This window comes from Arcanobacterium haemolyticum DSM 20595, from assembly GCF_000092365.1.
Lineage (GTDB): Bacteria > Actinomycetota > Actinomycetes > Actinomycetales > Actinomycetaceae > Arcanobacterium > Arcanobacterium haemolyticum.
Genome location: NC_014218.1, coordinates 462,536 through 488,452 on the forward strand (window position 1 = coordinate 462,536; position 25,917 = coordinate 488,452).

Annotated in this window: 24 protein-coding genes and 1 tRNA gene; 11 read left to right on the forward strand and 14 right to left on the reverse strand. The window is 53.1% G+C overall.

Going from position 1 to position 25,917, the window contains the following annotated elements:
- Positions 1-109 precede the first annotated feature (109 nt).
- On the forward strand, positions 110-1,228 hold the full coding sequence (locus ARCH_RS02010; RefSeq protein ID WP_013169648.1) for a YlbL family protein: 1,119 nt from the start codon (positions 110-112) through the stop codon (positions 1,226-1,228).
- A gap of 3 nt (positions 1,229-1,231) precedes the next feature.
- Here ARCH_RS02010 and ARCH_RS02015 read toward each other — a convergent pair whose 3' ends face one another.
- Positions 1,232-1,780 carry a PPA1309 family protein gene (locus tag ARCH_RS02015; RefSeq protein WP_013169649.1) on the reverse strand — a complete coding sequence of 183 codons (549 nt, stop codon included), beginning with the start codon at positions 1,778-1,780 and terminating at the stop codon, positions 1,232-1,234.
- Between the two features lie 141 nt (positions 1,781-1,921).
- Between ARCH_RS02015 and ARCH_RS02020 the strand changes: the two genes are divergently transcribed.
- Together ARCH_RS02020 and ARCH_RS10065 are read left to right on the forward strand one after the other, a co-directional pair.
- Positions 1,922-4,981, forward strand: coding sequence for a UPF0182 family membrane protein (locus tag ARCH_RS02020; protein WP_013169650.1), 3,060 nt, complete (start codon positions 1,922-1,924; stop codon positions 4,979-4,981).
- A gap of 227 nt (positions 4,982-5,208) precedes the next feature.
- A complete protein-coding gene (locus ARCH_RS10065; RefSeq protein WP_187286514.1) occupies positions 5,209-5,352 on the forward strand; it encodes a hypothetical protein in 144 nt (47 codons plus the stop codon).
- 123 nt (positions 5,353-5,475) lie between these two features.
- On the opposite strand, the gene ARCH_RS02025 is transcribed toward ARCH_RS10065, so the two are convergent.
- Genes ARCH_RS02025 through ARCH_RS02035 form a run of 3 tightly spaced genes read right to left on the reverse strand, consistent with a single transcriptional unit; the run spans position 5,476 to position 7,327 of the window.
- On the reverse strand, positions 5,476-6,192 hold the full coding sequence (locus ARCH_RS02025; RefSeq protein ID WP_013169651.1) for a hypothetical protein: 717 nt from the start codon (positions 6,190-6,192) through the stop codon (positions 5,476-5,478).
- Positions 6,189-6,941, reverse strand: a complete 753-nt coding sequence (locus ARCH_RS02030) for an ATP-binding cassette domain-containing protein (RefSeq protein ID WP_013169652.1) — start codon at positions 6,939-6,941, stop codon at positions 6,189-6,191. The genes ARCH_RS02025 and ARCH_RS02030 overlap by 4 nt, the downstream gene beginning before the upstream one ends.
- Positions 6,938-7,327, reverse strand: a complete 390-nt coding sequence (locus tag ARCH_RS02035; protein WP_013169653.1) for a GntR family transcriptional regulator — start codon at positions 7,325-7,327, stop codon at positions 6,938-6,940. Before ARCH_RS02035 ends, ARCH_RS02030 begins: the two co-directional genes overlap by 4 nt.
- Positions 7,328-7,484: 157 nt before the next feature.
- On the opposite strand from ARCH_RS02035, the gene ARCH_RS02040 reads away from it, so the two are divergent.
- From ARCH_RS02040 to mobA, 6 genes are all read left to right on the forward strand, one after another.
- Positions 7,485-7,558, forward strand: a tRNA-Met gene (locus ARCH_RS02040).
- Positions 7,559-7,662: 104 nt separating this feature from the next.
- Positions 7,663-8,106 carry a pyrimidine dimer DNA glycosylase/endonuclease V gene (locus ARCH_RS02045; RefSeq protein ID WP_013169654.1) on the forward strand — a complete coding sequence of 148 codons (444 nt, stop codon included), beginning with the start codon at positions 7,663-7,665 and terminating at the stop codon, positions 8,104-8,106.
- A 323-nt stretch (positions 8,107-8,429) separates the two neighbouring features.
- The gene (locus ARCH_RS02050; RefSeq protein ID WP_013169655.1) at positions 8,430-8,978 is read left to right on the forward strand and encodes a PadR family transcriptional regulator; all 549 of its coding nucleotides are present in this window, start codon (positions 8,430-8,432) and stop codon (positions 8,976-8,978) included.
- Positions 8,948-9,610: an ABC transporter ATP-binding protein gene (locus ARCH_RS02055; RefSeq protein WP_013169656.1), complete on the forward strand. Its 663-nt coding sequence runs from the start codon at positions 8,948-8,950 to the stop codon at positions 9,608-9,610. The genes ARCH_RS02050 and ARCH_RS02055 overlap by 31 nt, the downstream gene beginning before the upstream one ends.
- A 6-nt stretch (positions 9,611-9,616) precedes the next feature.
- Entirely contained in the window at positions 9,617-11,809 is a 2,193-nt protein-coding gene (locus ARCH_RS02060) for an FtsX-like permease family protein (protein ID WP_013169657.1), read from the forward strand.
- A gap of 42 nt (positions 11,810-11,851) precedes the next feature.
- On the forward strand, positions 11,852-12,436 hold the full coding sequence (gene mobA / locus ARCH_RS02065) for a molybdenum cofactor guanylyltransferase (RefSeq protein ID WP_013169658.1): 585 nt from the start codon (positions 11,852-11,854) through the stop codon (positions 12,434-12,436).
- A gap of 3 nt (positions 12,437-12,439) precedes the next feature.
- Here the strand turns inward: mobA and ARCH_RS02070 are convergent, their stop codons facing one another.
- The 4 genes from ARCH_RS02070 to ARCH_RS02085 are packed head-to-tail and all read right to left on the reverse strand — an operon-like array spanning position 12,440 to position 14,958.
- Positions 12,440-13,111 (reverse strand): FMN-binding negative transcriptional regulator, encoded by a 672-nt coding sequence (locus ARCH_RS02070; RefSeq protein ID WP_013169659.1) that lies wholly within the window; start codon positions 13,109-13,111, stop codon positions 12,440-12,442.
- Positions 13,112-13,121: 10 nt separating this feature from the next.
- Complete coding sequence (locus tag ARCH_RS02075) at positions 13,122-13,661, reverse strand: dihydrofolate reductase (protein WP_013169660.1); 540 nt, start codon at positions 13,659-13,661, stop codon at positions 13,122-13,124.
- The gene (locus tag ARCH_RS02080; protein ID WP_013169661.1) at positions 13,658-14,458 is read right to left on the reverse strand and encodes a thymidylate synthase; all 801 of its coding nucleotides are present in this window, start codon (positions 14,456-14,458) and stop codon (positions 13,658-13,660) included. The genes ARCH_RS02075 and ARCH_RS02080 overlap by 4 nt, the downstream gene beginning before the upstream one ends.
- Positions 14,455-14,958, reverse strand: a complete 504-nt coding sequence (locus tag ARCH_RS02085; RefSeq protein ID WP_041640304.1) for a DUF2505 domain-containing protein — start codon at positions 14,956-14,958, stop codon at positions 14,455-14,457. Before ARCH_RS02085 ends, ARCH_RS02080 begins: the two co-directional genes overlap by 4 nt.
- 37 nt (positions 14,959-14,995) lie before the next feature.
- Here ARCH_RS02085 and ARCH_RS02090 point away from each other — a divergent pair, with 37 nt between their 5' ends.
- A complete protein-coding gene (locus ARCH_RS02090; protein WP_013169663.1) occupies positions 14,996-16,420 on the forward strand; it encodes a sensor histidine kinase in 1,425 nt (474 codons plus the stop codon).
- A 68-nt stretch (positions 16,421-16,488) separates the two neighbouring features.
- Here ARCH_RS02090 and ARCH_RS02095 read toward each other — a convergent pair whose 3' ends face one another.
- The 5 genes from ARCH_RS02095 to ARCH_RS09250 form a co-directional block, all read right to left on the reverse strand.
- Positions 16,489-16,737, reverse strand: coding sequence for a WhiB family transcriptional regulator (locus ARCH_RS02095; RefSeq protein WP_013169664.1), 249 nt, complete (start codon positions 16,735-16,737; stop codon positions 16,489-16,491).
- 146 nt (positions 16,738-16,883) lie between these two features.
- Complete coding sequence (locus ARCH_RS02100) at positions 16,884-19,397, reverse strand: ABC transporter permease (protein WP_013169665.1); 2,514 nt, start codon at positions 19,395-19,397, stop codon at positions 16,884-16,886.
- 3 nt (positions 19,398-19,400) lie between these two features.
- Complete coding sequence (locus ARCH_RS02105) at positions 19,401-20,129, reverse strand: ABC transporter ATP-binding protein (protein ID WP_013169666.1); 729 nt, start codon at positions 20,127-20,129, stop codon at positions 19,401-19,403.
- Complete coding sequence (locus ARCH_RS02110) at positions 20,126-20,818, reverse strand: response regulator (protein WP_013169667.1); 693 nt, start codon at positions 20,816-20,818, stop codon at positions 20,126-20,128. The genes ARCH_RS02105 and ARCH_RS02110 overlap by 4 nt, the downstream gene beginning before the upstream one ends.
- On the reverse strand, positions 20,815-22,005 hold the full coding sequence (locus tag ARCH_RS09250; RefSeq protein WP_013169668.1) for a sensor histidine kinase: 1,191 nt from the start codon (positions 22,003-22,005) through the stop codon (positions 20,815-20,817). The genes ARCH_RS02110 and ARCH_RS09250 overlap by 4 nt, the downstream gene beginning before the upstream one ends.
- Positions 22,006-22,034: 29 nt before the next feature.
- Here ARCH_RS09250 and ARCH_RS02120 point away from each other — a divergent pair, with 29 nt between their 5' ends.
- Entirely contained in the window at positions 22,035-24,566 is a 2,532-nt protein-coding gene (locus tag ARCH_RS02120; RefSeq protein WP_013169669.1) for an NAD-dependent DNA ligase LigA, read from the forward strand.
- 45 nt (positions 24,567-24,611) lie between these two features.
- Here the strand turns inward: ARCH_RS02120 and ARCH_RS02125 are convergent, their stop codons facing one another.
- Entirely contained in the window at positions 24,612-25,871 is a 1,260-nt protein-coding gene (locus ARCH_RS02125) for a phospholipase D-like domain-containing protein (protein WP_013169670.1), read from the reverse strand.
- Between the last annotated feature and the right edge of the window lie 46 nt (positions 25,872-25,917).

Sequence of the window (25,917 nt, forward strand, 5' to 3'; positions counted from 1 at the left end):
GTAATACTAAGATTACTTGGCTTGCCTTCCACTATTCAATGTCAGTGAGTTCGTGCGCGCAGGGCGAACGTTGTGGAGAGAACAGTTTGCCCTCAGGCATGATTAAAGGGTGAAAAAAGTTTCGTGGCCCGCAAAGTCCCCTTTTATTCCCGGAATCCTATTCGGGCTGTTTGCCGTGGCAACGCTCGTTATGCCAACGAGCTTCATTGTCATGGCTCCCGGCCCCGCCAATGATGTGACAGCATTGTATGACGGGAAACGGATTGTGAGCATCAGTGGGCAAAAGCCGTACCCATCCGATACGCATCTTTATATGACAACCGTATCTGCATATGGGAATCCGGATACGGGAGCGAGTGGGGGAACCGTGGCATCCGCGCTGTTTGATAGCAGTGCACGCGTTGTTCCGGTTCGCGCGCTTTACGCTTCGGAAGAAACGAACGACGCCGTGTCCTCACGCGATCACGAAATGATGAAGTCATCTCAAGAAACCGCTGCCGCCGTGGCCATGGAGCGTGCCGGGCTCGACGTGAAAATGACGCTGGAAATTACTGGGAGCACCAACAAAAATGCGCAAGTTAACAAAGGTGACATCATTTCGGCAGTGCAAACGCCAGATATGGATAAGCCGCAGAACATAGCATCGTTCAGCCAACTGTCATCCGCTCTAGAAAAAGTGAAGCCTGGAACGGGCATCAAAGTGACAGTGATACGCGATGGTAAAGAGACAGTTGTTCCCGTCACCACCGTGCCACGCCAGCCAGAGTTTGATGGCAGCGTACGCCCTGGTTCCGTCATGGGCGTATTTATCACGGTGACAAAACTTGAGTTGCCAGTCCAAGTTTCATACCTTATTGACGGTATTGGTGGCCCAAGCGCCGGAAATATTTTCTCATTGGCACTCTATGATCAACTCACACCAGGTTCACTTGGTGGCAAGAACTCTATCGCCGGAACAGGAGCTATTTCATGGGACGGTTCGATCCAGCCAATCGGTGGAATTAACCAAAAGCTTGCCGGTGCTAACGAAGCGGGCGTAAAAAACTTTTTAGCCCCTGCCGCCAACTGCTCTGAAACACGCGGACACGTTCCCACCGGAATGAACGTGTGGGCTGTGCGTACGATCGACGATTCTATTCAGGCGGCAGAGGCTATCGCGAATGGTGATACGTCAAAGCTGGTTCCGTGCTCCGCAGTGGCGGCACCAAAAATGCGGATGGGCGAATAAAGCTTATTCGAACGTTGCTTTGATGGCTGCGGTCAGGCCTTCCACCAAATTTTCGCCAGACAGCACATCCGCATCCGAATCATGCGAACGCATCCGGATCACGCTCCACGTGGCCCCGATGCGGAGCGCGGCTACCACCATGCGCACATCCTGGCGCTCCGGGTGGTTTTGTAGGTAGGAGAGTGCGGCTTCGTCGTCGTCTGGAATATCCGACTCTGCCGACGGTGGCAGAACAATCCGTTCCACCGAAATCGCCGCACCATCAACTTCTTCAGGCCACACGATGTGGCCCAACAACTCATCCAACGATGCTGTTTGTGGAAGGTCCTCCTGTTCCACCGAGAAAAGGAGGTGGGGATCAGCGATGGATTCGGCGTGAACGTCAGCAGGAAGTTCGTTTGCCAACTCAGGGTTTGCGGCCAGCGCGGCTTGCGCACGAACCAGCGCGAACAGGCGAATTGGGGCATCCCATCCACCGGTTGCCACGTGGCGTTCGATATCGAGCGTAGCGTCGCGCAAGGACTTTAGTTCTGGGGAAATCTCTGTAGTCATGCTCCCTATTCTCGCATATTGTTCTTCTCTGGCATATCTCCTGCTTTTCTATCGACCTTCTTTTTACATCCAAGTAAGATACGGTTAAGGAGAGAATTTGTGCATTCGGCACGAGTTACAAACGAGTTTTAAGGACAAGTAGTGTCATCATCAACGGCGAATATGCCACGTCCGCCTGCGAAGCAAGGGCTTCCTGGAGGAGCATTCACGCCAACGCTTGTGGTGTTGGGCGTGATCGTTTTTGCGCTGATTATTGTGGCAGAATTTTGGACAGAAATGGCTTGGTTTAGCCAGATCGGGGCTTCTCGCGTTTTCTGGACTCAATATGGGGCAGCCATTAGTTTAGGTGTTGTTGGAGCACTGTTGGCTGCGATTGTGTTCGCGCTGAATTTGCGAGTTGCGTTGGGGAAGGCGCGTTCTAGTGATGACGTCGTTGTCTCCACCAACCCGTTAGCTAAGAATGTTCAGTGGTTACGCCGGCATTCGGTGATCACGTATGGGCTAATTCCGTTAGTGATCGGTGCACTTTTTGGCGCCGGTTTGGCCGGGAGCTGGCGTACATTTTTGCTTTGGTTCAACGGAACTTCGTTTGGAACGAAAGATCCGGAATACGGATTAGATGTGTCATTCTTCGTGTTCTCGTTGCCGGCATTACAGATTGTGTTGAGTTTCTTGAGCACTCTTCTTGTGATCTCTCTCGGTGCATCGATCGTTGGATACTGGGCGAATGGTGCATTCGTCTTCCGCGGCAACAAGCCACATTTGAAGGGTAAAGCTCAACTTCATTTGGGTATTTTGCTAGCCGCAGGTGCTTTCTTGTTTGCTGGTAACTATTGGTTGGGTCGTTACAATCTTCTCCTTGGAAATAAACAACGTTTTTCTGGTGCAACCTATACGGATATCAATGCGTCCCAGCCTGGTCTCACCATTCTTGCCATCGCGTCTGCGCTTGTTGCGCTCATGTTCTTGTATGCGGGAATCGTGAAACGCTGGAAGCCAGCCGTGGTTGGTATCGCCTCCGTTTTCGCTGTGGCTTTGGTTGTTAACGCTGCTTATCCTGCATTGTTGCAGCGTTTCAAAGTTGATCCGAACGCGGCAGAACTTGAATCTGAGTTTATCCAGCGCAATATTAACGCAACATTGGATGCGTATGGTTTGGCGAACGTAGAAAAGCAACAATACGAAGCGCGCACTACAGCCGAAGCCGGCCAGTTGCGCCAAGATTCTCAAACAACTGCACAGATCCGCTTGCTCGATCCGAACATCGTGGATCCGTCATTCAACCAGTTGCAACAAAACCGCCAATACTATTCCTTCAAGGAACCACTTACCGTTGATCGTTACACGATTAACGGGGAACTGCGCGATACAGTGATCGCAGTTCGTGAACTCAATTTGGACGGGCTCGATAATGAACGCCGCTCCTGGGTGAACGATCATACGGTGTTCACACACGGTTTTGGTGTGGCTGCCGCCTACGGCAACACCGTGACGTCCAAGGGTGATCCTGCCTTCTGGGAAGCCGGAATCCCATCAACCGGTGAGCTTGGAAAGTTTGAACCACGCGTGTATTTCGGTCAGCAATCTCCCGAATACTCCATCGTAGGTGCGCCTGAAAAAGCCAAACCATGGGAACTTGACTATCCAAACGATGCCGCCCCGAACGGCCAAGTCAACACCACCTACAAGGGTGATGGCGGCCCATCCATCGGTAACCTCTGGTCCAAACTCATGTTTGCCATCAAGTACAGGTCAACTGAACTCTTCTTCTCCGATAGAGTCACCTCACACTCACAGATCCTCTTCGATCGCGATCCACACAAGCGTGTGGCCAAGGTTGCACCATACTTAACCCTCGATTCGAAAGCCGTGCCCGCCGTCGTCGATATGGATTCGAACCCGGACACCCCAAGCGAACTCGTTTGGATCATCGATGGTTACACCACCACAAATAACTACCCATACTCCGCGCGCGAAACGCTCAACGAAGCAACCGCGGATTCCAACAACCGGGCCGGGGCGCGAATCGCAGGTGGTACGAACGAAATCAACTACATCCGCAACTCTGTCAAGGCAGTTGTGAATGCGTACGATGGCAAAGTCACCCTCTATCAGTGGGATGATAAGGATCCAATCCTCAAAGCATGGGACGGAATCTTCCCAGGGCAAATTACTCCGCTGAAGAAGATGCCAGGCGATCTGATTGCACACGTACGTTACCCAGAAGATTTGTTCAAGGTGCAGCGTACTCTGTTGGCTCGCTACCACGTTGAAGATGCCCTCTCGTTCTACTCCGGTGGCGATTTCTGGCAGATTCCACGTGAACCAACGGCCAAGTCTGAAACTGAGGTCGGGGCTCCAGCCCAGCCTCCGTACTATCTGACAATGAAAATGCCGGGGCAAGATGAAGCATCCTTCTCTCTCTACTCTGCATACATTCCAGGCGGTAACACCAAGCGAAACGTCATGACTGGCTTCCTTGCCGCCGATTCGAATGCAGGCAACGAAACCGGCAAGATTGCTCCGGGATACGGCAAGTTGCGTTTGCTTGAACTGCCACGAGACCTGACTGTCCCTGGCCCAGGGCAGGCTCAAAACACAATGTTCGCAAACCCGAAGGTCTCTACCGATCTGAACCTCTTGCGCCAAGGCGGAACCAAGGTGCTGGAAGGTAACCTGTTGTCCTTGCCAGTTGGCGGCGGTTTGCTCTACGTGCAACCGGTTTACGTCCAGGCATCGAAGGGAACCCAGTACCCAACCCTGCAATACGTGCTCACCCTGTTCGGTGATTCGGTAGGCTTCGCGCCAACACTCCAAGAATCGCTAGATATGGTATTTGGTGGCGATGCCGGCGTTAATGCTGGTGACGCCAACATTGTAGGCAATAAGGAAGCCCCTGTTGATGGCAATCAAGTGAAAGTTCCAGCCAAGCCAGATGGAAAGAAGGACGCCAAGCCAGATCCTGCTGAAAAGCCGGCACCGGCGGGTCCATCTGCACCGGATGCCGGGAAGCCAGCAACACCAAGCACTCCTGCCGCAGATCTTGCCGCCGCGTTGAATGATGCGAAGGACGCGATCAAGTCGGCAGATAGCGCGATGAAGTCAGGAGATTGGGCGGCCTATGGTGATGCCCAGAAGAAGCTGAATGCAGCAATTACCCGCGCTGCCGAAGCACAACAAAAGGTTGATGCGGGCAAGTAGGGTTGGCTTGCTGGATTCGCGAGCTCTGCGGAGTCTAAGCCCGTGTAGCGTGCCGATAGGCTAGCTTATCTGGCTTGTGCCTAGAAGGGACCGAATATCGAACATGCCGTTCGATATTCGGTCCCTTTGGCGTTGGATGTTGCTGATTAGTATCCACGGGTCACATCGGGTTGGTTTTGGCTTGTTTGGTGCTTTACGGTTCGGTAATGCTGATTATTTCGAGAATAGTGGCAATATTTGTCACTATTCTCGAAATGATCAGGCGCGGCGGCTGGCCTGGGCTGGCTGGCCTGGGCTGGCTGGCCTGGGCTGGTTTGGTTGGGCTGGTTTGGTTGGGCCTGGGCGATATTGAGGTTCGAGCCGATAGCTAGCCACTGCGACCAGGACCGCGTCCATACGAAAAACTCACCTATTTCCGGCGATAGGCCTCATATAAGGCTCATCACCGGAAATAGGTGAGTTTTTCGTCAGTTAGGGGAGATCCGTAGTGCCTCTCATCGGCGCATCGGCAACCGGGTAATAATCGCCCAGTTTAGGGCAACCACGGCCACGAAGCCAGCCGCATACAGGCCAATCAACCCATATGGATTATTGAGGAATTCGATCACGCGAGGAATCTCGAAGAAGCCGGTGTATCCCACGAACGCGCCGAACAGGAGCGGGGGCGCAAACACGATTGCCAACGCCATGCCTGCGGAAAAGCGTAAGAAAATCGCGATCGCTAGTAGGGTAACTTCTTGTATCGTCACCAGCAACATTGCCGTGTACACAACTGTCGTAACGCCGTATCCGTCATAGCTAGCTAGCCCAAGAGCGCTAGTTCCGGAGAAAAGCAAGGTCACGATTACGGTAAAGAATGCGGTAAGGGAGATGATCAATAGTTGCATGATGTAGAAGATGGATCGCCGTTCCATTCCTGCCCCAAGAAAAACGCGGGTATGTTGCGCGCTGTATGTGCTGATCACGGCGACTGCAATGAACGGGAACAGCGAGGAAAGCCCTAGCACGTTGGCTCCGATTGCTTTGGAGTACCAGGTGAGGTTCGCGCCTTCGGTAACGCCCATATAGAAGTCGCTTACGATGAAGCCAGCGTTCGAGAGGTAGTAGGTGAGCCCGAGGTTTGCAAGGAGGGCGCCAATAACGGTGCCTAGTATGGCTAAGCTCATCCATATAAGTTGCTTGTTAAAAAAGACTTTTGATGCGAGTTTCATGAGTTCCTCCGGGTGGTGGCGATGAGTACGTCGGTGAGTGAGGCGAGTTTTTCGGGGGAGGAGTGGCGTTCGCGGAGTTCGTCTGCGGTTCCGGATGCTGCCACATGCCCAGCGTCGAGGATCACAACGTTTTCGATGATGTCTTCAATTTCGTTGACGAGGTGCGATGAGATGATGATCGTGCGCGGGTGGGCAACGTAGTCGGCAAGCAGCGCGTCGTAGAATTCTTGGCGTACTACGGCGTCCATTCCGATGTGGACTTCGTCGAAGATCGTGAGTGGGGCGCGGGAGGCGAGGCCGAGTGAGGCGTAGAACGCCGATTTTTGCCCGCGTGATAGTTTGCCTGGTTTGCGCTTGAGTTTGATTCCCCACTGGTCTAGGAGTGTGTGGCAGAGTTCGGTATCGAATTCTGGCCGAGTTTTCTCCCAGATTTTGATGGTGTCGCTGAGTTTCTTTTCGAGTAGTACCGAGGTTTCGTCGGATACGAGTGTCACGTGCGGCATGAGTTTCGGGTTGTTCCAGATTGGGGACGACGACGTTTCGCTGTCCCACGTGAATCGGACGTGTCCTTTACTCTTGAGTTGGCCGGCCAGCATCATGGAGAGGGTTGATTTTCCGCATCCGTTGCGGCCGAGTAGTCCGGTGATTTTTCCTGCTTCGATTGTGGTGCTCACAGACGTGAGGGCGTTGTGTCTGAAATAGGAGTACCCGGCTTTGTCAAGGTGTACTTGCAGTGGAAGGGCTGTCATTTTGTCTCCTCAAGTAGGGTGTGAATCAGTGAAAGAATGTCTGTGGATGTGAATCCGAGCGCGAGCCCTTCGTTGATGGCCGGCGCTAGGGTTGAATTAACATAGGTTTGCTGGCCGGTTTTGCGAAGGATTTCTTCGGCGTTGTCAGTGACGAACATGCCGATGCCGCGTTGCTTGTAGATGAGTCCTTCGTTTTGAAGAATGGTGAACGCTTTGTTGGCGGTGGCTGGGTTGATGCGATAGGTGGTCGCATATTGGGTGGTAGACATGATTTGTGCTCCTGCTTGAAGTTCCTGGTTGAGGATTTTGTCCCGGATATCCTGGGCGATCTGTAAATAGATCGGGGTAGTGGAATTAAAGTTCAGGGCTGAAGAATCGGATGCCATACCATCACCTCCTTGGTTAGTTACATGACTAATTAACCACGCAACTAGCCGTGCTGTCAAGATGGAAGCAATACTTGCTATGAGGGGGTACGTGAGCAAGGGCACCATGTGCGGCTTTGATATTTCGCTCCGATCCCACTAAGCTAATAACTACCGACGCGGGGTGGAGCAGTTCGGTAGCTCGCCGGGCTCATAACCCGGAGGTCCCAGGTTCAAATCCTGGTCCCGCAACTAGTGAAAACCCGATCTGAAGCGAGATCGGGTTTTTCTTTACCTAATTTTCGTACAGTTTCTACAGTGGCTGTTCTACACGGCGAAAATCGTTGGAGGTATAGATGAGACTCTGGACTATCCATCCGTCACAACTTGATCGAGCCGCTCTCATCGCTGGCTGGCGTGAAGGCCTGCTTGCCCAAAAGGTTTTGGCAGGATTAACAAAGGGCTACAAAAACCACCCGCAACTTGATCGCTTCAAAGCTCAACCGGAACCAATGAAAGCAATCGGCGCTTGGCTTTCTGGACTTCAGGAAGAAGCCACTGCTCGCGGCTACTCCTTCGACGCCACAAAGATAACGTTCCCAGCTATCCCTGAACATCCGATCAACATTCCTGTTACAGACGGCCAACTCGCATACGAAGCTGCATGGTTGCGCTCAAAGATAGCGGTGCGCGCTCCACACCTTCTAACATCCGAACCGTGGATATCGGGAGAGTTTCGTGCGCACCCGATCTTCGTCGTCGTTCCAGGGCCAATCGAACCCTGGGAAAAAATCGCCTAACCTACATAACGCCGGCCGCCTCAGTAATTAAACGTGGTGGCAGCGTCTTGCGGATAACTATCCAAAATTTTGTGGGCGATCTTCACCGAATCTTTCACTGCTGGTACTGGCGATCCGTCTGCTTGCGCCTCCGCTATCGATGGATGTATGGGGAGCGTACTGGTACTGATTGGATCGGTTTGGGTGAACAATCTATCTGTATAGAAAAACAATCTCCTGATGCTACTGAAAGCTAATAAATTCAAGGCGTGCTTTACAACTGGATGCAACATCTATACACTGAGTGACTAGAAGGACTACTCACTCAGTGTATAGGAGCGAACGTGGAACCCCAATACGCCTTTCTCGGGCTCCTCACCCGTGAACCAAACTACGGGTATGAGTTAAAGAAGCTCTACGATCAACTCTTCGCCGGCGATAAGCCAATCTTGCCCGGGCAAGTGTATGCCACACTTGCCCGGCTCCTACGCGATGCGAAGGTGATAGAAATTGACGACGAAGGCACGCCGGGCGGCCCTGCGCGCACGCGCTACGCTCTCACGGAAACAGGCCGTCATGCCGTAGCCGAATGGCTCCAGCAACCCGAAGTCCCATCGCCTACCCTCCAAGCAAACATGTATGCCAAAACGGTGATCGCCCTCATTGTTGATGGTGATGCGGCACCGTACTTACGTGCTCAACGCGCATACCACTTGCAGCGAATGCGCACGCTCACCTCCCGCAAAGCGGATGCACCGATAGCTAAAAAACTCCTCATCGACAACGCGATTTTCCATATTGAAGCAGACCTACGCTGGATCGAACTCGCGTCTGCACGCCTCGCACAACTCAAGGAAGAATTATGTCTGAAATCCTCAAAGCCACAAATCTGACGAAAACTTACGGATCCACCCACGCCATGCGCGGCATATCGCTCGATGTTTCACGTGGTGAAGCGCTCGCGATCATGGGCCCATCGGGCTCAGGAAAATCAACGCTCCTCCATGCGCTGGCTGGCATCGAACTCCCAGATAGCGGCACAGTTTCGTTCAACGGCCTGGAACTGACCACGATGTCCGATGCGGAGCGCACAATCCTGCGCCGCCGCGATTTTGGGTTTGTGTTCCAGTTCAGCCAACTCGTCCCGGAACTAACAGCGCTCGATAACGTGGCGGTCCCGCTTTTGCTTGACGGCATGGCTAAGTCCAAGGCCTACTATCAGGCGGCAGAATGGCTGGAAAAGGTGGGGCTGTACGATCATGCGCAGTCGCTCCCCGGCCAGCTGTCTGGCGGCGAAGCCCAGCGCGTGGCCATCGCCCGTGCCTTGTGCCCAAAGCCGTCAGTGCTGTTCGCGGATGAGCCAACGGGCGCGCTCGATTCCCTCAATTCGGAAAGCGTGATGACCATGTTTATGGATATTGCCCGCAACACTGGCATGACCGTTGTGATGGTCACCCATGAACCGCTGATCGCTGCCTATGCCGATCGTGAAGTGATCGTGCGTGACGGCTTGTTGGAAGGATGAGTTCGGATGCATCTTTCTTGGATTTTATTTAAGAATTCGTTGCAACGCACGAAGGGGCGTCTGGCGCTGATTACTGGGGCGGTAGCCTTGGGTGTGATGCTTTTGTTTACGGCGGCGTCGTTCCATAATGCTCTTGGCAACGATACGTACACGGCGTGGGGCAGGGCAGTTGCAAACGAAGCGCGCGCTCAAGCAGATGGCGCTCCGGAACCGGACGTGAAAGAGTCTGTGAAGATCCACATTGCGGTAGACGATCCGCTTCGTACGGTGGGAACACGTCAGTTTTTCCCAGTGGATGTGGATACTGCAGGCGTGGTGAATCCACCTGATCTTTTCGGTATGACGTGGCCGAAGGATGGCGAGTTTTTGGTATCGCCTGGCCTGCGCGCGATCATGAATGAACATCCAGAGTATCGCTTGGAAGATCGTTTTGGAACGAAAGATCGTGGCGATTTGCCGCCGCAGCTCACGGCTGGCCCGGATGATCTATTGGTGTTCCGAGGTCGTGCTCTCCCAGATTCAGGCACGCGCATTTCCGATTTCACGCAAGGAGAGCCGGAGAGTCTGCGGGTTAGTCAGATCATTATGTATCTGGGGCTGATTGTAGTGATTTTCCCGGTGTTGATGCTGATTGCGATTTCGGCAACGCTGGGGAGTGTTCAGCGCGAGCAGCGTTATGCTGCGTTACGTTTAGTTGGTGCTACGAGCCGCCAGATTGCCAACATTATGGTTGTGGAAGCGCTGGTTGGCGCAGTGCTTGGGTATCTTGTGGGCGTGTTTGGGTGGCTTGCGATCCGCCCGATCTACCCGATGATTCCGATTGATGGGGAGCGTTTGTGGGCAGATAGCTTCGGCGTAAGTCCGCTTCAGGCTGGGGTTATTGCCTTGGTTGCGGCCGGTTTGGTGGTGGCGGCTCACGCGTGGGGTATGCGGGGGATTCGCGTATCGCCGTTGGGCGTGGTTCGCCGGCAAAAGACTCAGGGGCGCCCGAGCCCGCTTCGGATTCTTCCGATGCTTGTGAGCGCAGGCGTTCTTGCGTTTCTTTACATCACTGTGGATCATAATGCGGGAGTTACTGATGACGCGTTCGTGTTACTCGGGTGCGTTATCGTAATGATGGTTGGCATTGTGGTTGCGAGCCCGTGGGTAACGTACCTGGTTGCGGGGTTTTTAGCGAAGCGAGCCCGCCGCGCCCCGTCGGTTATTGGGCTCACGTATGTTCGTGCGCACGCTTCACGTATTTCACGTTCCGTTTCTGGGGTTTTGCTTGCGTTGTTTGCAGGCACGTTGTTCCTCACGGCGGTTTCGGAAGCAGAATCGGTGTTTGCTCGCGAATCTAGCCAGGTTCATTCGTTGCGTACGGGCAGCGTTGTGATAACTAATTTTGACGACGACGATGCTGCGCGCACCGTGGCCTTGCTGAAAGGTGAACCGGAGGTTGATGATATCCGTCAGGTGCCGTATATAGCTGGGGCGTGGAGTGTTGTTGACTGTGCTGAGATCGGTGGGTTTATGGATATTCAGTGCGCGGATGGCGTAGCTGGAGTGAACCTACACGCGTCGGCCATTGATCGGGCTGGTGTCGTCTATGCAGATAACCTTGATGATTTTAAGGCGGATGTGGCGCAAGATTTTGGTGCGGCAACGAGTGATCCTAAATCGTCTCTTCTTGTTCGTTTGACGAATCCGGATTCAGTGGAGCAATTCCGTTCAACGCTGGCGCGGCTTGATATTTTCACTCTCGATCAGTGGTATTCAGTCGCTTTCGGTGGTGAAAAAGCAACGGTTTCAGGTGCTGCGACTATCGTGTTGATGACGTATCTGGTGTATGGCGGAATTGCGGGAACACTCGTTATTGCTGTGATTTCTATGTTGGTTTCCACGTATGCGAGCTTGCTGGAGCGCCGGCGCTCGCTGTTGTCTCTGCGTTTGAACGGTATGCGCCCGAAAGATATGACGGCGATGATGCTGATCGAATCTGTTGGCCCGTTGGTGGTGATGGCTCTGATCGCATCCATGCTAGGTTTCGCTACTGGATGGGTGATGTTGCAGATCTTCTCGCCAGCGTTGGATGCGAGTTTCGATGTGATGTTGTTTGTGGCGCTTGGACTTGCGTTAACGCTGGCCGCGTTGGCAATGCTCTCACTTGTGCCAACGATGAAGCGCATGACTCAACCAGCGAACAACCGGCATGAATAGGTAGTTACGTGTAGTGTGTGCGGTATCGAATGGAGGATACCCGTGGTACACACAGCAATTATTCTGGCAGGCGGTACTGCCCGGCGTTTAGGTGGGGTTTCTAAACCTGACTATAACGTTGCTGGGCGCCGCCTGCTCGATATTGTGTTAGACGAACTTGATATGCACAATGTTCCAGCGGAACGTGTGGTTGTTGTTGGCCCACCAACATTGTCTGTTCCTACAGGGGTTCGCCGCGTTTTGGAAGATCCGCCGTATGGAGGCCCACTGGCTGGGATAGGTGCCGGAGTAGATTGCCTTGACCTGGCAGATAGCGATCTTGTTGCGTTTGGTACGTGCGATGCTCCACTCGCTTCCCGGATGTATTCGCAACTTGTTGAAGCAGTAAACAATGATCCAACTAGCGATGGGGCTGCTCCAGTAACAGCCGATGCAGAACACTGGATCCAGTACATGCACGGCGTATATCGCTTTGGGGTACTAAAAAACCTTGTCACAGAACGGGATCGCCCATTTCGTTCCGCATTCCGTCACCTGAATGTGGCAACAGTGAGTGATTGCAGTAACTGGTGTATCGACGTCGATACACCTGACGATGCGTACCGTTTAGCTGAGATGCTTGCCTAAGGATTAGAACTCTGGAGCAGTATGCCCACGACGCGCTTTTTCAACGCGAGCTTCACGTGCCTGAGCCCACGGCACCGAGATATCGCGCATGAGGCACGCGATCTTCGTATCGCCGTCTGATTCCAGCTTGTCAGCCAATGCAGAAATATCGTCAGAGGCCAGGTTCTGGTGGAGTTTTGCCTTGCCAAGTTGCTCAGTGATCGTAATTTCCACGCCTACAACTGCGTTGAAGACCCGCTCAAGACGTTCCTCCTTCGTGTCAGCTAGAGTCCAAACTTTTTCATGTTGTTCCACAAGAGCTTCCCAATGCGTACGCTTCCAATCTGGATCATCGAAGGTGACCATCGGGCCACGTAAATGTACGGTAACGTAATCCCACGTAGGTGCACTAGGTACCATCGATTCTGGTTTTTCTGGCGGAAGATAATGACCCGGAATATGAGCGTCTGCACCCGTGACGATCAGCAAAGCTTCACCAAAATCGTTCACTTGCGGATTTACGCGGCTGAGGTGAGCTTGAATAATCAGTTGCGAATCGCGCTCAACAACCACGAATGGGACCCGAGTAGCGTTGAGCCCATTCAAGCCAGACGTAACAAGTTCACCAACCCCAACAGATACCGCATACGCAAGGGCATCGGTTGGATTCATTAAGTGCTGGTGCGCGATGTACATATCACAACTCCTAAGAAGCGAGAAGAGCGCGGATCTCTTGTTCGGAGATCGTTGACTCGGGGTTGGATAGAACGGATACATGATAGCCCAGATTCTCTATATTTGTCTGGATACATGCCGGGTGTGCCCTCCAGTTATCTGGGACTAAGGGCGCAAGTGCATCCGCATCAGCGATTTCAATATCGATGTGACTTACCACAAGCAGATCGCATAGTGGGAGTGTCGAGGAATAGAGCTGAGCGCCGCCAATAATCCACGAAAAATCGGCGCCAGACTCAGAAGCAGCAGTAATTGCTGAATCCACGGTGTGAACCACATCCGCGCCTTCAGCTAGAAAACCACGATCGCGAGTCACCACAAGATTCTTCCTACCAGGAAGCGGCCTAAAACGTGGCGGGAGCGATTCCCATGTTCGCCTGCCCATAATCACCGGGCTACCCCATGTAACTTTCCGGAAGAGTGCTAAATCCTCTGGGATATGCCACGGAATCGTTCCATCTTTGCCAATTGCGCCATTACGCGCCTGCGCCCAAATAGCTCCCAGTCTCATACTGCCACCGGAGCATGAAGCGCAGGATGATGCTGGTAGCCATCCGCAGCAGAAATATCATCCATGGTGTACGAAAAAATATCTGGTGCTTTCGTCAACGCCAACGTTGGGAACGGATAAGGTTCGCGCGAAATCTGCTCCCGCACCTGCTCAAGATGATTCAAATAGATATGGCAATCCCCGCCACTCCACACAAAATCGCCAACGTCAAGCCCCGTCTGCTGCGCAACCATGTGCGTAAGCAACGCATAGGATGCAATATTAAACGGCACACCCAAAAACAAATCCGCAGAACGCTGATACAACTGGCACGATAACTTTCCATCCGCCACATAAAACTGGAAGAACGCATGGCACGGTTGCAAGGCCATCGCATCTAAATCGGCAACATTCCATGCACTTACAATAAGCCTGCGAGAATCCGGATTATTCTTAATCTGATCAATCACATTCGCAATCTGATCGATATGCTCCCCAGACGGAGCAGGCCACGAACGCCACTGGTAGCCGTAGACGGGGCCCAGATCGCCGTCGTCGTTCGCCCACTCATCCCAAATCGAAATCCCACGCTCACGCAACCACGAAATATTCGTATCGCCACGCAAAAACCACAAAAGTTCACCCTTCACAGCCTTCATCGCCACAAACTTCGTGGTAATCCGGGGAAAACCCTGCGACAAATCGTACCGAAGCTGCCGGCCAAAAACAGACAACGTACCCGTACCCGTACGATCGCCCTTCACCGTGCCATTCGCCAAAACGTCCGCAAGTAAATCCTCATACTGGCGATCAATCATTCGCTCTCCTTCGCACGGCGCTCAACCAACAACGTATTCACAAGCTCAGTATCCTGACGAATCACACGTGGAATCTTCGAAGCGACACTCCGCTCAATCATGGAACCAGCAAACGGAATATTGACATCCATATGAATCTCAAGCTTACCGGCAGTGGTAGCGCCACTAGACACAAGAAGCATCCGCGCCTTAAACGACATCGGAAGTTTCGTGTTGATCGTGTAATCGATATGTGCACCAACATCACCTACGTTTTCTACACCAATGATCTGTGCAGTTATGTGCTTGCCGAGAAAAGTTGCTGCCTGATCAGGAAGTTGGGCCGAGTTAATCGCAAGCGACACGGTGGTGCGATGCTTACCATCAACCGTATCGGCCTCAAACTCATAATCAGAATGGCCAACCTCCTGCAAACGGCGAAAAACCAGCTCTTCCGAACGGAAAAGTGCAAGGACATCCTCAAGAGGAGCAGCATAATGAAGATCTTCAGTAATGTTCATATTTCTATTCAACACTATTTAGCTCTATTGTTAAACTGTGTCTACACTTACAAATATTTTGCAACAGCGAACCGCCCTAGCCTTCGATCAACGTGAATGGCTCCACATGCTTACAGGGGATTGGCAATTACTTGCAGACATCATGTTTGCCGACTTATTCCTTGTCACGGCTACCGTTGACGGCCCCGTGATTGCTGCCCAAGCACGCCCTGCCACCGCCGCCACACTCTACGAAGTGGACGTGGTTGGGGAAGTCGCTGAGCGTTGGCGATTGAACCGGATCCAAGAAGCATTGAGCACCGGGGAAGTTGTGACGTGGGGTGACGACGTCGTGGAGTCCACCTACATCCCTGTCAATTATCGAGGGCGCAACATTGCCGTTGTCGTGGCCGTGAATGCGCTCTATCCTGATCGGATCCTTTCGCACGCCCAGCAAAACTACGATTCGTTGGCGGAACAACTTGCCTACATGATTACTACCGGGGAATTCCCGTTCAGTGAAGCTCCTTCAGGATACCGGCATGGTACTCCGCGTGTATCTGACGGTCTGATCCATGTGAACGAAGAAGGCGTGGTGGTGTTCGCTTCGCCGAACGCGGTATCGCATTTGCGCCGAATCGGTGTTGATGAGCCGTTGCACGATCGGGTGCTAGCTGAACTAGTAACGGCCAAAATCGATGACTACTCCACCGTGGACGAATCGTTGCCCGTTGTGTTGATGGGCCGGGCCGCGTGGATGGCCGAAGTAGAATCACACTCCGTCACTATTTCACTCCGTGGCGTGCCGTTGCGCAAAGACGGCGAACGTTTGGGCGCCATCATCTTGTGCCGTGACGTTTCCGAACTTCGCCGGCAAGAAAAAGAACTCATCACTAAGGATGCCACGATTCGCGAAATCCATCATCGCGTGAAGAACAACCTGCAAACGGTGTCCGCATTGTTGAGGTTGCAATCGCGGCGGGCGTCGTCAGAAGAAACCCGCACGGCGCTGGCCACGGCCCAGCGCCGTGTGGCAACGATTGCGCTTGTTCACCAGCAGCTTTCTCAAACCATCAACGAAGTGGTGGACTTCGATGAACTGTTTATTCCTGTGCTTCGCATGGCCGTAGATATTGCGGTAAACGATGTGCATGTGGAATCTTCATTCACAGGATCTTTCGGGTTGATTCGTGCCGAACAGGCTGCCGCGCTGTCTGTGGTGTTGAACGAAATCATCTCCAACGCTGTAGAACATGGCTTGCCAGAAGGCGGGCATGTGAGCGTGGATGCTCTGCGAGACGGCTATGAACTCACAGTGACTGTTCGAGACGATGGTGTTGGTATCGGCTCTGAAGGTCCAGGATCTGGCTTGGGAACGCAGATCGTGCGAACCATGGTCTCATCTGAACTCCACGGGCGAATCACATGGGAGAAGGCAGAAGAAGGCGGCACGCTCGTTACTATTACGATGATGATGAAGTAGGCGATAAAAGAAGGCCGGATCGGGAGGACTTCCTCCGATCCGGCCTAAACTTTAGGTGGCCCTATACTTTAGGAGACTCGGCGTGCCCGTGCGCTGCGGCGTTTTAACGTGCGGCGTTCATCTTCTGACATCGCACCCCACACTCCAGCATCCTGGTTTGTATCCATTGCCCATTTCAAGCATGTATCCACAACGTCGCAGGTACGGCAAATATTTTTTGCCCGCTCCACCTGCGCCAAAGCCGCACTGGAGCTACCCACCGGGAAAAACAGTTCCGGATCTTCATCCAAGCATGCAGCATCGTGTCGCCAATCCATGGGTATGTATCTACTCTCCAACGTCAGGTGTTTCTTAAATGTCTACTGGATACCTTGGCAGTTTTTGCTCTAAGAATAAAGAGCTAATGCTGTGACGTTCATCAGTTTGGGGATACGTCACACAAAGGATGGTGAGTATGCAGGATCTAAGGCCTGCGGCACAGTGATCGTGTGAACGCGAAAATCCCTGTAAACACCATGATTCCACCCAAAATCAGTACAATATCCATGAATGGGAATGCCAGGTTTTTGTGATAGCGTAAGCCCAATAAATCGAACCAAATCATCGGCATCGCGGCCAAGCCAAGCAGCGTTCCGATGATCATGTCGATGAGCACCAGCCCGTAGCTTTCAATCATGTAACCTCGCCGGATGTGACGTTCCGGGACGCCCATACTGGATAATAGACGCGCTTCCCGGCGCCGGCGCCCATGGCAATACGACGTAGCAGAAAGCAACGCAATCACCGCTGCAACGATCGCATACACGATCAATCCAGTCAAAATCGGCAAAGTCCAGCTTGCCTTTTCCGCGATAGTCAAGATATCCAACGTAATACCAGCTTTCACCCGGAATTCATCGGTCAAATGATTAGTCACGATCGACGTTCTGAAATCCACAAAGAAATTTGCGAAATTCTTCAATTGATCCGCCTGAGCCTTCACCCATAATTCGTTCACAACGTTTGGGGTCTTAACTAAGTGGAAATCGGCCAGTTCCATCACGATCCACGGGCTTGCGCTTCGCTGAACCTTAAAAGACACGGCGCCGCCATCGGCGGCGGGCAACGCGAGCGCATCCCCACTATGGATGTTCAGATATCGCATCACATCAGACGGGATCTGAATAATACCGCGTTCAGGGATGTCCGCATGATCGTCGTCGGCAAAATATTTTTCTGCAGCCCTCCGATCAACGCTACGGATATTCATATCGAATGGTTCGAAATCAGCCCCTTTTTCTTTAATATGGACGTTTGCGCTATATACAAGCAACGTGTTTTTCACGCCGGGATACGACAGGACGGAATGAATCACGTCATCGTTGAGCATCACCCCGTTTTCTTCATCCGTGCTCACAGCAATATCGTACGGGCTGATTTCGTCAGCGATCGTGTTTACTAAATGGGCTGATGAAGCGTTTGTTGTTAACGCAACCACCAACATTGCCACGCTGGTAACAACAAGCCGTGAACTGAAAAGCGAGTTGTTTAAAACATCAAATGCGCCGGCTTCGCGTGGCCGGAGCGAAACAGATAGCGGCGCCTTGCCGCGAGTCAGCGCGTCTCGGAATTGGTGAGTGACGGCCACGTGTGCCACCATCGCAATTAACGTCAGGAATGCTATGGATAGCAACGCTATCGTAGCATGATAGGTTGCCCACGTGTCCGGGATTTGCCCGCGCCGGGTAGCCAGAGCTGCAAGCACAAGGAGAGCCGTGGTGAGGAAGACTGTTCCGAACCAGTTTGTGACGCGCAGAAGCATAGGTGATGTACGTGTGTTTTTTGCGAAATGAAACAACGGAAGGTAGGTGGCGTTCCAGACTGCTGCGATAGTTGCGGCACTGACAGCAGCGATCATAACCACGATGGTTTGGATGCTCACCATGAGCGATGGTTGGAAATACGGGAGAAGGAAGTGCAATCCGGGCAGGAGTTGGATGAGTGCGTGGAGGAGTTTTCCGCCGATGTGCCCGAGCAGCATACCGATTGTGATGGCTGCGATTCCGATGAAAGGCAGTTGCAGGAATGCGAGTATGAAGATGTGGGTTTGCGTGGCGCCCATGGTTACGAGCAACCGGTATTCCCGTTCGCGGGTACGCAGAATATGGCGCCCTGTGTAATAGAGCGTGAGTATCGTGGCGAGTAACGGAACGATGAGTAGCGCACGGCCTGATCCTTGCAGGTTTGCTACGTAGGCACGTGTTGCGGTCAGGTATTTTTCGTAGGCTTCTTCACGGGTTTGAACAATGGTTCCGGGGATTGAGAGGACTGATTCTTTGAGTTTGTCGAGTCCAACAGAGGGGCGCCCGCTGACCAGTATCCCGTGGTTATCTATGGGTTGTTTTCCTGCGGTATCGATCCAGAGTTCTTTTGTGTCGAGTCCGACTATGGCGTTAAAGAGCGACTGGAAGTTTCGGTTGAGCGGACTGTAGGAGTAGACTCCGCAGACAGTGAGTTGGCGTAAGGTTCCGTGTTTTCCTACGGCTGGGATAGTGAGGAGTACTGAATCGCCAAGGGACACTTTGAGGCGTTGGGCGACGGCGGTGGGGAGCGCGATCTCGTCGGTTGTAGTTGGGTAGGTGCCTTGGTAGAAATCTTCTATACGAAGGGATTTCGGCGGCACGCTTTTGATGTTGAGATGGGCGGATCCGGCTGCGGTCATCACCATTCCCCACAAAGAGGTTGGGGAGTAGGCTAGCCGGACTGTGTGTAGGTTTTCTACTTGGCGGAGGAAATCGCGGGCTGGAAGTTGCGTGTTGAAGATGCGAATATCGGCATCTGATACTGATGCGTGGGCCGCGTAGGGTTCGGATTGATCAATATATTCTTGAGTTGCTAGCCCCATGTAGATGAGCATGGTGGACAGAATAATGACGATTGATGGAAGAATGTAGGCTCGCCAGAATGCCACAACATGCTCGAAGATGAAAGGGAACATGGATCATCGCGCCCAGTATGCGCTGCTTTCTTGAGCGAAAGCAAGGGATTGAAGAGATGGGTTGGCAACCATGCCCGTGGGTTCGCCATCCAGAAAGAGGTGGACGTGATCCGCATAGGATGCTGCAAAGTTGTTGTGGGTGGACATAATGATGGACATGCCGTATTCGCGGTTACAACGCCGTAGTGAATCGAGTACGTTTTCGGATGGTTCTTGGCGGAGGAACTGTGTTGGTTCATGCGCCAGGATTAGCCGTGATCGTTTGAGAACAGCGCGGGCGATGGCAACGCGTTGATGAACGTCTGCTGTGGTAGCGGAAGGGCGCAGATCTAGGTATTTGCGCAGGTTAAATGATCCGATCACATCCCGGTAGAGCACGTTGTCAAGATGCAGGGATGAAAACGTGTGTGCAAGGAGGAGATTTTCGCGGATCGTAAGTGTATCGATCACGTTGTGTTTGTTGAACACATAGGATACGGATGATGCGCGCAGTTCTGCGAGTTCGTCATTGCCGCTATGAGTGATATCGATTCCGCATGTGATGACCTGGCCTGTGGATATGGGAGCGAGGCCGCCAAGTACTTCGATGAGAAGCGATTTTGAGGAACCGTTTGGGCCGAGAACGGCAGAGAATTTTCCGTTGCCGAAACTCATCGAAACATTGTTGAGGGCGCGGCCTTCAGGAAGTTTTCTGGACGCGACTGACACGTTGACGAGTTGGGCAATACTCATACGTCTCCACGCCCTGGGGTATCGATTCCGGCTTCATAGGCGATCACGACGGCTTGTACTCGATCGCGTACGCCCAGCTTTGCGAAGATGCGGGTGACGTGTGTTTTCACGGTAGCTTCTGCAACGTAGAGGCGATCGGCGATTTCTGTATTTGTGAGCCCGCGTGCGATGAGGTAGAAGACTTCGCGCTCGCGGTCTGTGAGATCGTCGAGTACTTCTGGTTTGCTGGCGTGAAGCCGAATAGAATCAGTGGCAAGCCGATCTACGAGGCGCCGTGTTGTGGAAGGTGCGATAACCGCGTCGCCTTGATAAATGGTACGAATCGCTTCGAGCATCTTCGCAGTGGGAGCATCTTTGAGGAGGAACCCGGAGGCGCCTGCGCGGATGCCTTCCAACATGTAATCGTCTTCGTCGAAGGTGGTGAGGATGAGGATTTTGGGGTCTACACCGGTTGGCGGAGTGGTACTGGTGATGGCGCGTGTTGCGGCTAGGCCATCCATTCCTTCCATACGAACGTCCATGAGTATGACGTCCACGGGGACTAGCTGTAGCCGGTTGATAGCCTGGAGGCCATCGCGCGCTTCAAGAACAACTTCCATATCGTCGAGCGAGTTGATCATCATCGAGAGGCCCGAGCGCATAAGATCCATATCATCAACAAGGCCAACACGAATTTTTTCTTGCGTCATTGCGGTCTCCTTTCGTGGAAGTCTCTATCGTACGGTATTGTTGCGCGAACCATGAAACCTCCGCCTGGTCGAGCTCCAGCTTCTAGTGTGCCACCAAAAAGTGCCGCGCGCTCAGACATGCCGATTATGCCGTTTCCTTTTCCGTCGCTTATCACTGATGCTCCTCGTCCGTTATCCACGATTGAGAGGCTTACATCCCTGTCTTGCCATTCGAGTTTGATGACGATAGCGACGTGTGGCCCACCGTGTTTCATCGAGTTAGTGACAGATTCTTGGCATATCCGAAAGAGTGCGTTTCCGATTCCGGCGGGTAGAGGATGGTTCACTCCGAGTTCAACGAACGCGATATCAATTCCTGATTCTTTGACACGTTCGATCAGGCTGGCAATATCGTGTGTGACTGGTTGTGGGGTGAGTGAGGAATCGAAATCGGACGGTTCGCGGAGTACGCCAACAATGGATCGGATATCGCTTAGTGCTGCGCGGCTCATGTCCGAGATCGTGTCGAGTGCGCGGAGTGCTTGTTCGGGGTCTTTTCGCCCTGCGTACCGCCCGCCGTCTGCTTGGGCGATGACGACGCCGAGTGTGTGCGCCACGATATCGTGGAGGTCACGTGCGATTCGGGTACGTTCGCGCACGATTGCGCCGCGTTGGTTTTCTGAGGTTTCTTGTTGGAGGAGGCGTTCGGCGGCCTGGAATTTTTGTGCCTGATCGCGTTGTGAGCGCCGTGCGAAACCTGCAAGGGATGTTGTTCCAATAAGTGCTAACACAGTGACGAACAACCACGCGTCTTGCCATGAATATTGCGGCAGGCGTTGAACCCAGATGAATGTGAGCGAACCAATCGCAGACAAAATAACAAGAACAGCTACGGGAACGCGGGCGCGAGCGCTGGCGGTATACACCATGATGAGCACGATGATGTCTGTGATGAAAAGAAGGTTTGGAAAGAGCAGGCATCTAAAAATCAGTGTGATGATGAGGAGCGTGGAGGCAACGTTTGGTACGGTTCTTCTCATGAGTATGATGAGTGACGCCATGAGGGTGAGGATCCACAGGTAGAAAATGTGGGGAAACGCGAATGCCCCGGATGCGATCAGAAGCGGTGCGGAGCCTGATAATCCGAAGAGGCAGGCAAGTACCGCGTCTGCCATGTTTGGCGAGGTATCCGACGTTTCTTCTTTCATGCCTTTTAGGATACGTGTTTTTGGGTACGATGAGCCATGTGGCTATAGATAATTTTGATGATGCTCAGGTTCGTTGGCAGGAATTGGCGCCGCAGTTGTTGGATGCGCAGGAAACGTATTATTCCACTGGCGATCAGGTGATGGTGGATGCTACCTACGATGCGTTGATGCGTGAGTTGCGTGCGTTGGAGGAGGAGTTTCCTCAGTTGTGGAGCCCCGATTCGCCGTCAACGAAGGTGGGTGCGAAACCTGTACGGGGCGGTTTGCCGTCTGTGACGCATATTTCGCGCATGTATTCGTTGCAGGATGTGTTTTCGCGTGATGAGTTGGCGGAATGGTTTACGGGTGTGAGTAAGGAATTGCCTGATGGGGTTTCGTTCACGACCGAAGTTAAGATTGATGGTTTGGCGTTAAACCTGACGTATCGGAACGGTTGGTTGGAGCGTGCGGCCACGCGTGGCGACGGCGTGACGGGGGAGGACGTGACGCGTAACGTTCGCATGATCGCGTCGATTCCGGATCAGTTGCGCGGTGATCGTATCCCTGAGTTGGTTGAGATTCGGGGGGAAGTGTTTTTCCCGGTGGCTGCGTTTACGCAGTACAACGCGAGCGTGGATGCACGTAACGCCCAGATTGACGCACGTAACGAACGTATTTCTGCGGCGAACCGTGAGATTGCCGCGCAGAACCGCGCGATTCGGGCTGCGAACGCAAGTTTGCCGTCTGATCAGCAGGTTGCGGAGATTCCGTCGAAGCGTCGCGAAGCCCACGTGAAGCCGTTCGTGAATCCGCGTAACGCCGCGTCGGGCACGATGCGTCAGGAAGATACGGGTTCGGTGGCGTTGCGTTCGCTCGATTTTTTGGCGCACGGTTTGGGTGCGTTGGACGGTGCCGACGACGTTTTGCGTGCTTCTCTTTCTAGCCAAGAGGGCGTCTATTCCATGTTTATTGAGTGGGGTTTGCCCGTCTCGAACGTGACGGAAACGCATTCGAGTTTGGCAGAAATCAATGATTTTTTGGATCGCTTCCAGAACGCCCGTACGTCGCTTCCGTTTGAGTTCGACGGCGTAGCGATCAAGATTGACGATCGTGCCACGCAAGAGCGGCTCGGCTATACAACTCGTGTACCGCGCTGGGCGGTGGCCTACAAGTTCCCGCCAACTGAAGTCCAAACGCGTCTGCTCGATATTCGGGTGCAGGTAGGAAGAACAGGCCGCGTCACGCCGTATGCGGTGATGGAACCCGTGTTTGTGGACGGATCAACAGTCTCCCAGGCAACCTTACACAACCCAACCGAAGTAGCACGTAAGGGAGTGCGAATCGGGGACGTCGTCGTCATCCGAAAAGCCGGCGATATTATCCCGGAAGTTGTGGGGCCAATCGAATCGGAACGTGACGGAAGCGAAGTCGAATTCGTGATGCCAACGCACTGCCCAGATTGCGGTGCGCCAATCGCGGCCATCTCCGAAGGTGATATCGATCTTCGCTGTACCAACCAAAAATCGTGCCCAGCCCAACTGACACAACGCGTTGTCCATATCGGATCCCGCGGGGCACTGGACGTGGAAGCGTTAGGTGACGAATCGGCAGTCTGGCTGTGTAACCCAGATAAAAACAGGGCAGACGCACTCACCGCATTTGCAACCGGATCTGCGCTTATCGTCGAAGATAACGCTGGAAAAACCCACAAACTCCACTTAAGCGAACAAGCGCGTATCGAACGCGGAATAGTCGATAAACACGGTGCGATCCTCGATCACCACCACATCGTTGCGCCAGAACTCCAACGCGAACTAGGGATCCCGCAACCACAACACCCGATCCTCTCCACCGAAGCGGAACTCTTCCACCTCACTGCAGACCAAGCCCGTGACGTGTGGATCTGGCAAGCCGAAAAGAAAGCCGGCGAACCTACCGGAAACTGGAAGTACGTTCGCGCAGCCTGGACGAAACCAACCTGGAAAGGAACTGGAGACGCACGCGAAATCTCCAAAGAAACGCACCCCTCAAAGACTCTCCTCAAAATCCTTGACGAACTCGAAGGCGCCAAACACAAAGATCTGTGGCGTAAACTCGTGGCGCTCAACATTCGGCACGTCGGGCCGGTGGCGTCACAGGCGCTCGCGGACACGTTCGGATCGTTGGACGCGATGCGGGAAGCTAGTCTGGAGGATATTTCGGCGGTAGAAGGCGTGGGGCCAATCATCGCCAGCTCGTTCCTAGCCTGGTTCGGCGAAGAATGGCACCGCCAGATCGTGGAGCGGTGGCAGGACGCCGGCGTCACCTTCAAAAAAGAAGAAAGTGATGCGGACGTGCCGCAAACGCTTGCTGGCCTGACAATCGTGGCCACCGGATCCCTCCAGCACTTCACCCGTGACGGAATCAAAGAAACCATCGCAGCCCACGGCGGAAAAGCCACCGGATCCGTTTCAAAGAAAACGAATCTGGTAGTTGTTGGCGAAAACGCTGGATCGAAAGCCACCAAGGCAGAAGAACTCGGGATTCGAATACTCAACGAAGCCCAATTCCAACAGCTACTCGAATCAGGCGAACTCGCCTAAGCGCGATTCGCTGGAATGTGACTCGCTTACGCGCGCTTGCTCCTTTTAGACAAAAGGAGCAAGCGGCCGCATCAGCCGCTCAGCCAACCGGGCCAAACCTGTACGCGAATCCCACTCTTCCCGCGTGAGTTCCACACAGTTAGTCATATCCAACTCAAAGGTTTCTTCCATGATCGCGGCCAGATCGGCGTCGAAAATTTCGGCGTTTACCTCATAGTTTCCTGCCATCGATAACCGATCCAAATTCGCGGTGCCAACCGTGGTCCAAATGCCATCCACGGTCATGGTTTTCGCGTGAACCATCGCATCCTTATACAAGAAAATCCGGCACCCGGCAGCCAACAACTCTGAATAATGCGGGCGCCCAACCCAATCCGCAATAATATGGTTTGAATATTGAGGGATTAAAATCCGTACGTCCACCCCACGCTTCGCTGCGTTAATCAACGATGCCTTAATCGCATAATCAGGAATAAAATACCCCATCGTGATCCACACGTTCTTCGACGCGCGGTTGATCGTATCCAAATACGTGGCACGAATCGGATACGAACGGTAAGCAGGAATATTTTGCGATACCGTGAATGTGGATACCCAACTGCGCACCGCATTATCCGGAAGAACTGGATGATAAGACGCGCGATACACATTCCACATATCAATAAACGCGCACTCTAACTCCCACGAACGCGGGCCCACCACGCGAATATGCGTATCACGCCAATGATCGGCATACAAGCGGCCAATGTTGTAGCCCCCTACAAAACCAACCTCACCATCAACCACCAAAATCTTGCGATGATCGAAACCAGAATCTTTAGAACGCGCAGTCAAAATCCACGGGCGTAGCAGAGGAAAACGAATCACATGCAACGATGGGAGCGGCGGGAAACGGCGCGATTTCGGATCCTGATTGAGGTTTCCCAACGTATCTAAAATGATAAACACCTGAACGCCACGCATGGCCGCTGCAATTAGCGCGTTGCGGAAGCGGTAGCCGACGTCGTCTGCCTTCATAATATAGGACTCAAAGTAGACGCGATCTTTCGCGTTATCGATTGCCTCAATCATCGCATCATAAAGATGATTGCCGAATGTGTACACTGTCACTTCCGAATCGGAGACGCGCGCTGACCGGGGCGGGAGATGCGGGAATTCGCCACTTTGCGGATTACGCCGTTTGCGATGAGCATCAACAGCAATGATCGCGCCGATCGATGCGATCTGGGCGCCAATACCAGCAAGTACGGCGTATTTCAGCACCCGTTTAGCTGACGATGTTGAGCGATTCTTCCAAAAAGACATGGCTATAGTTTACGACACGTTTCGCAACAAGAGGGGAGGGGAAGAT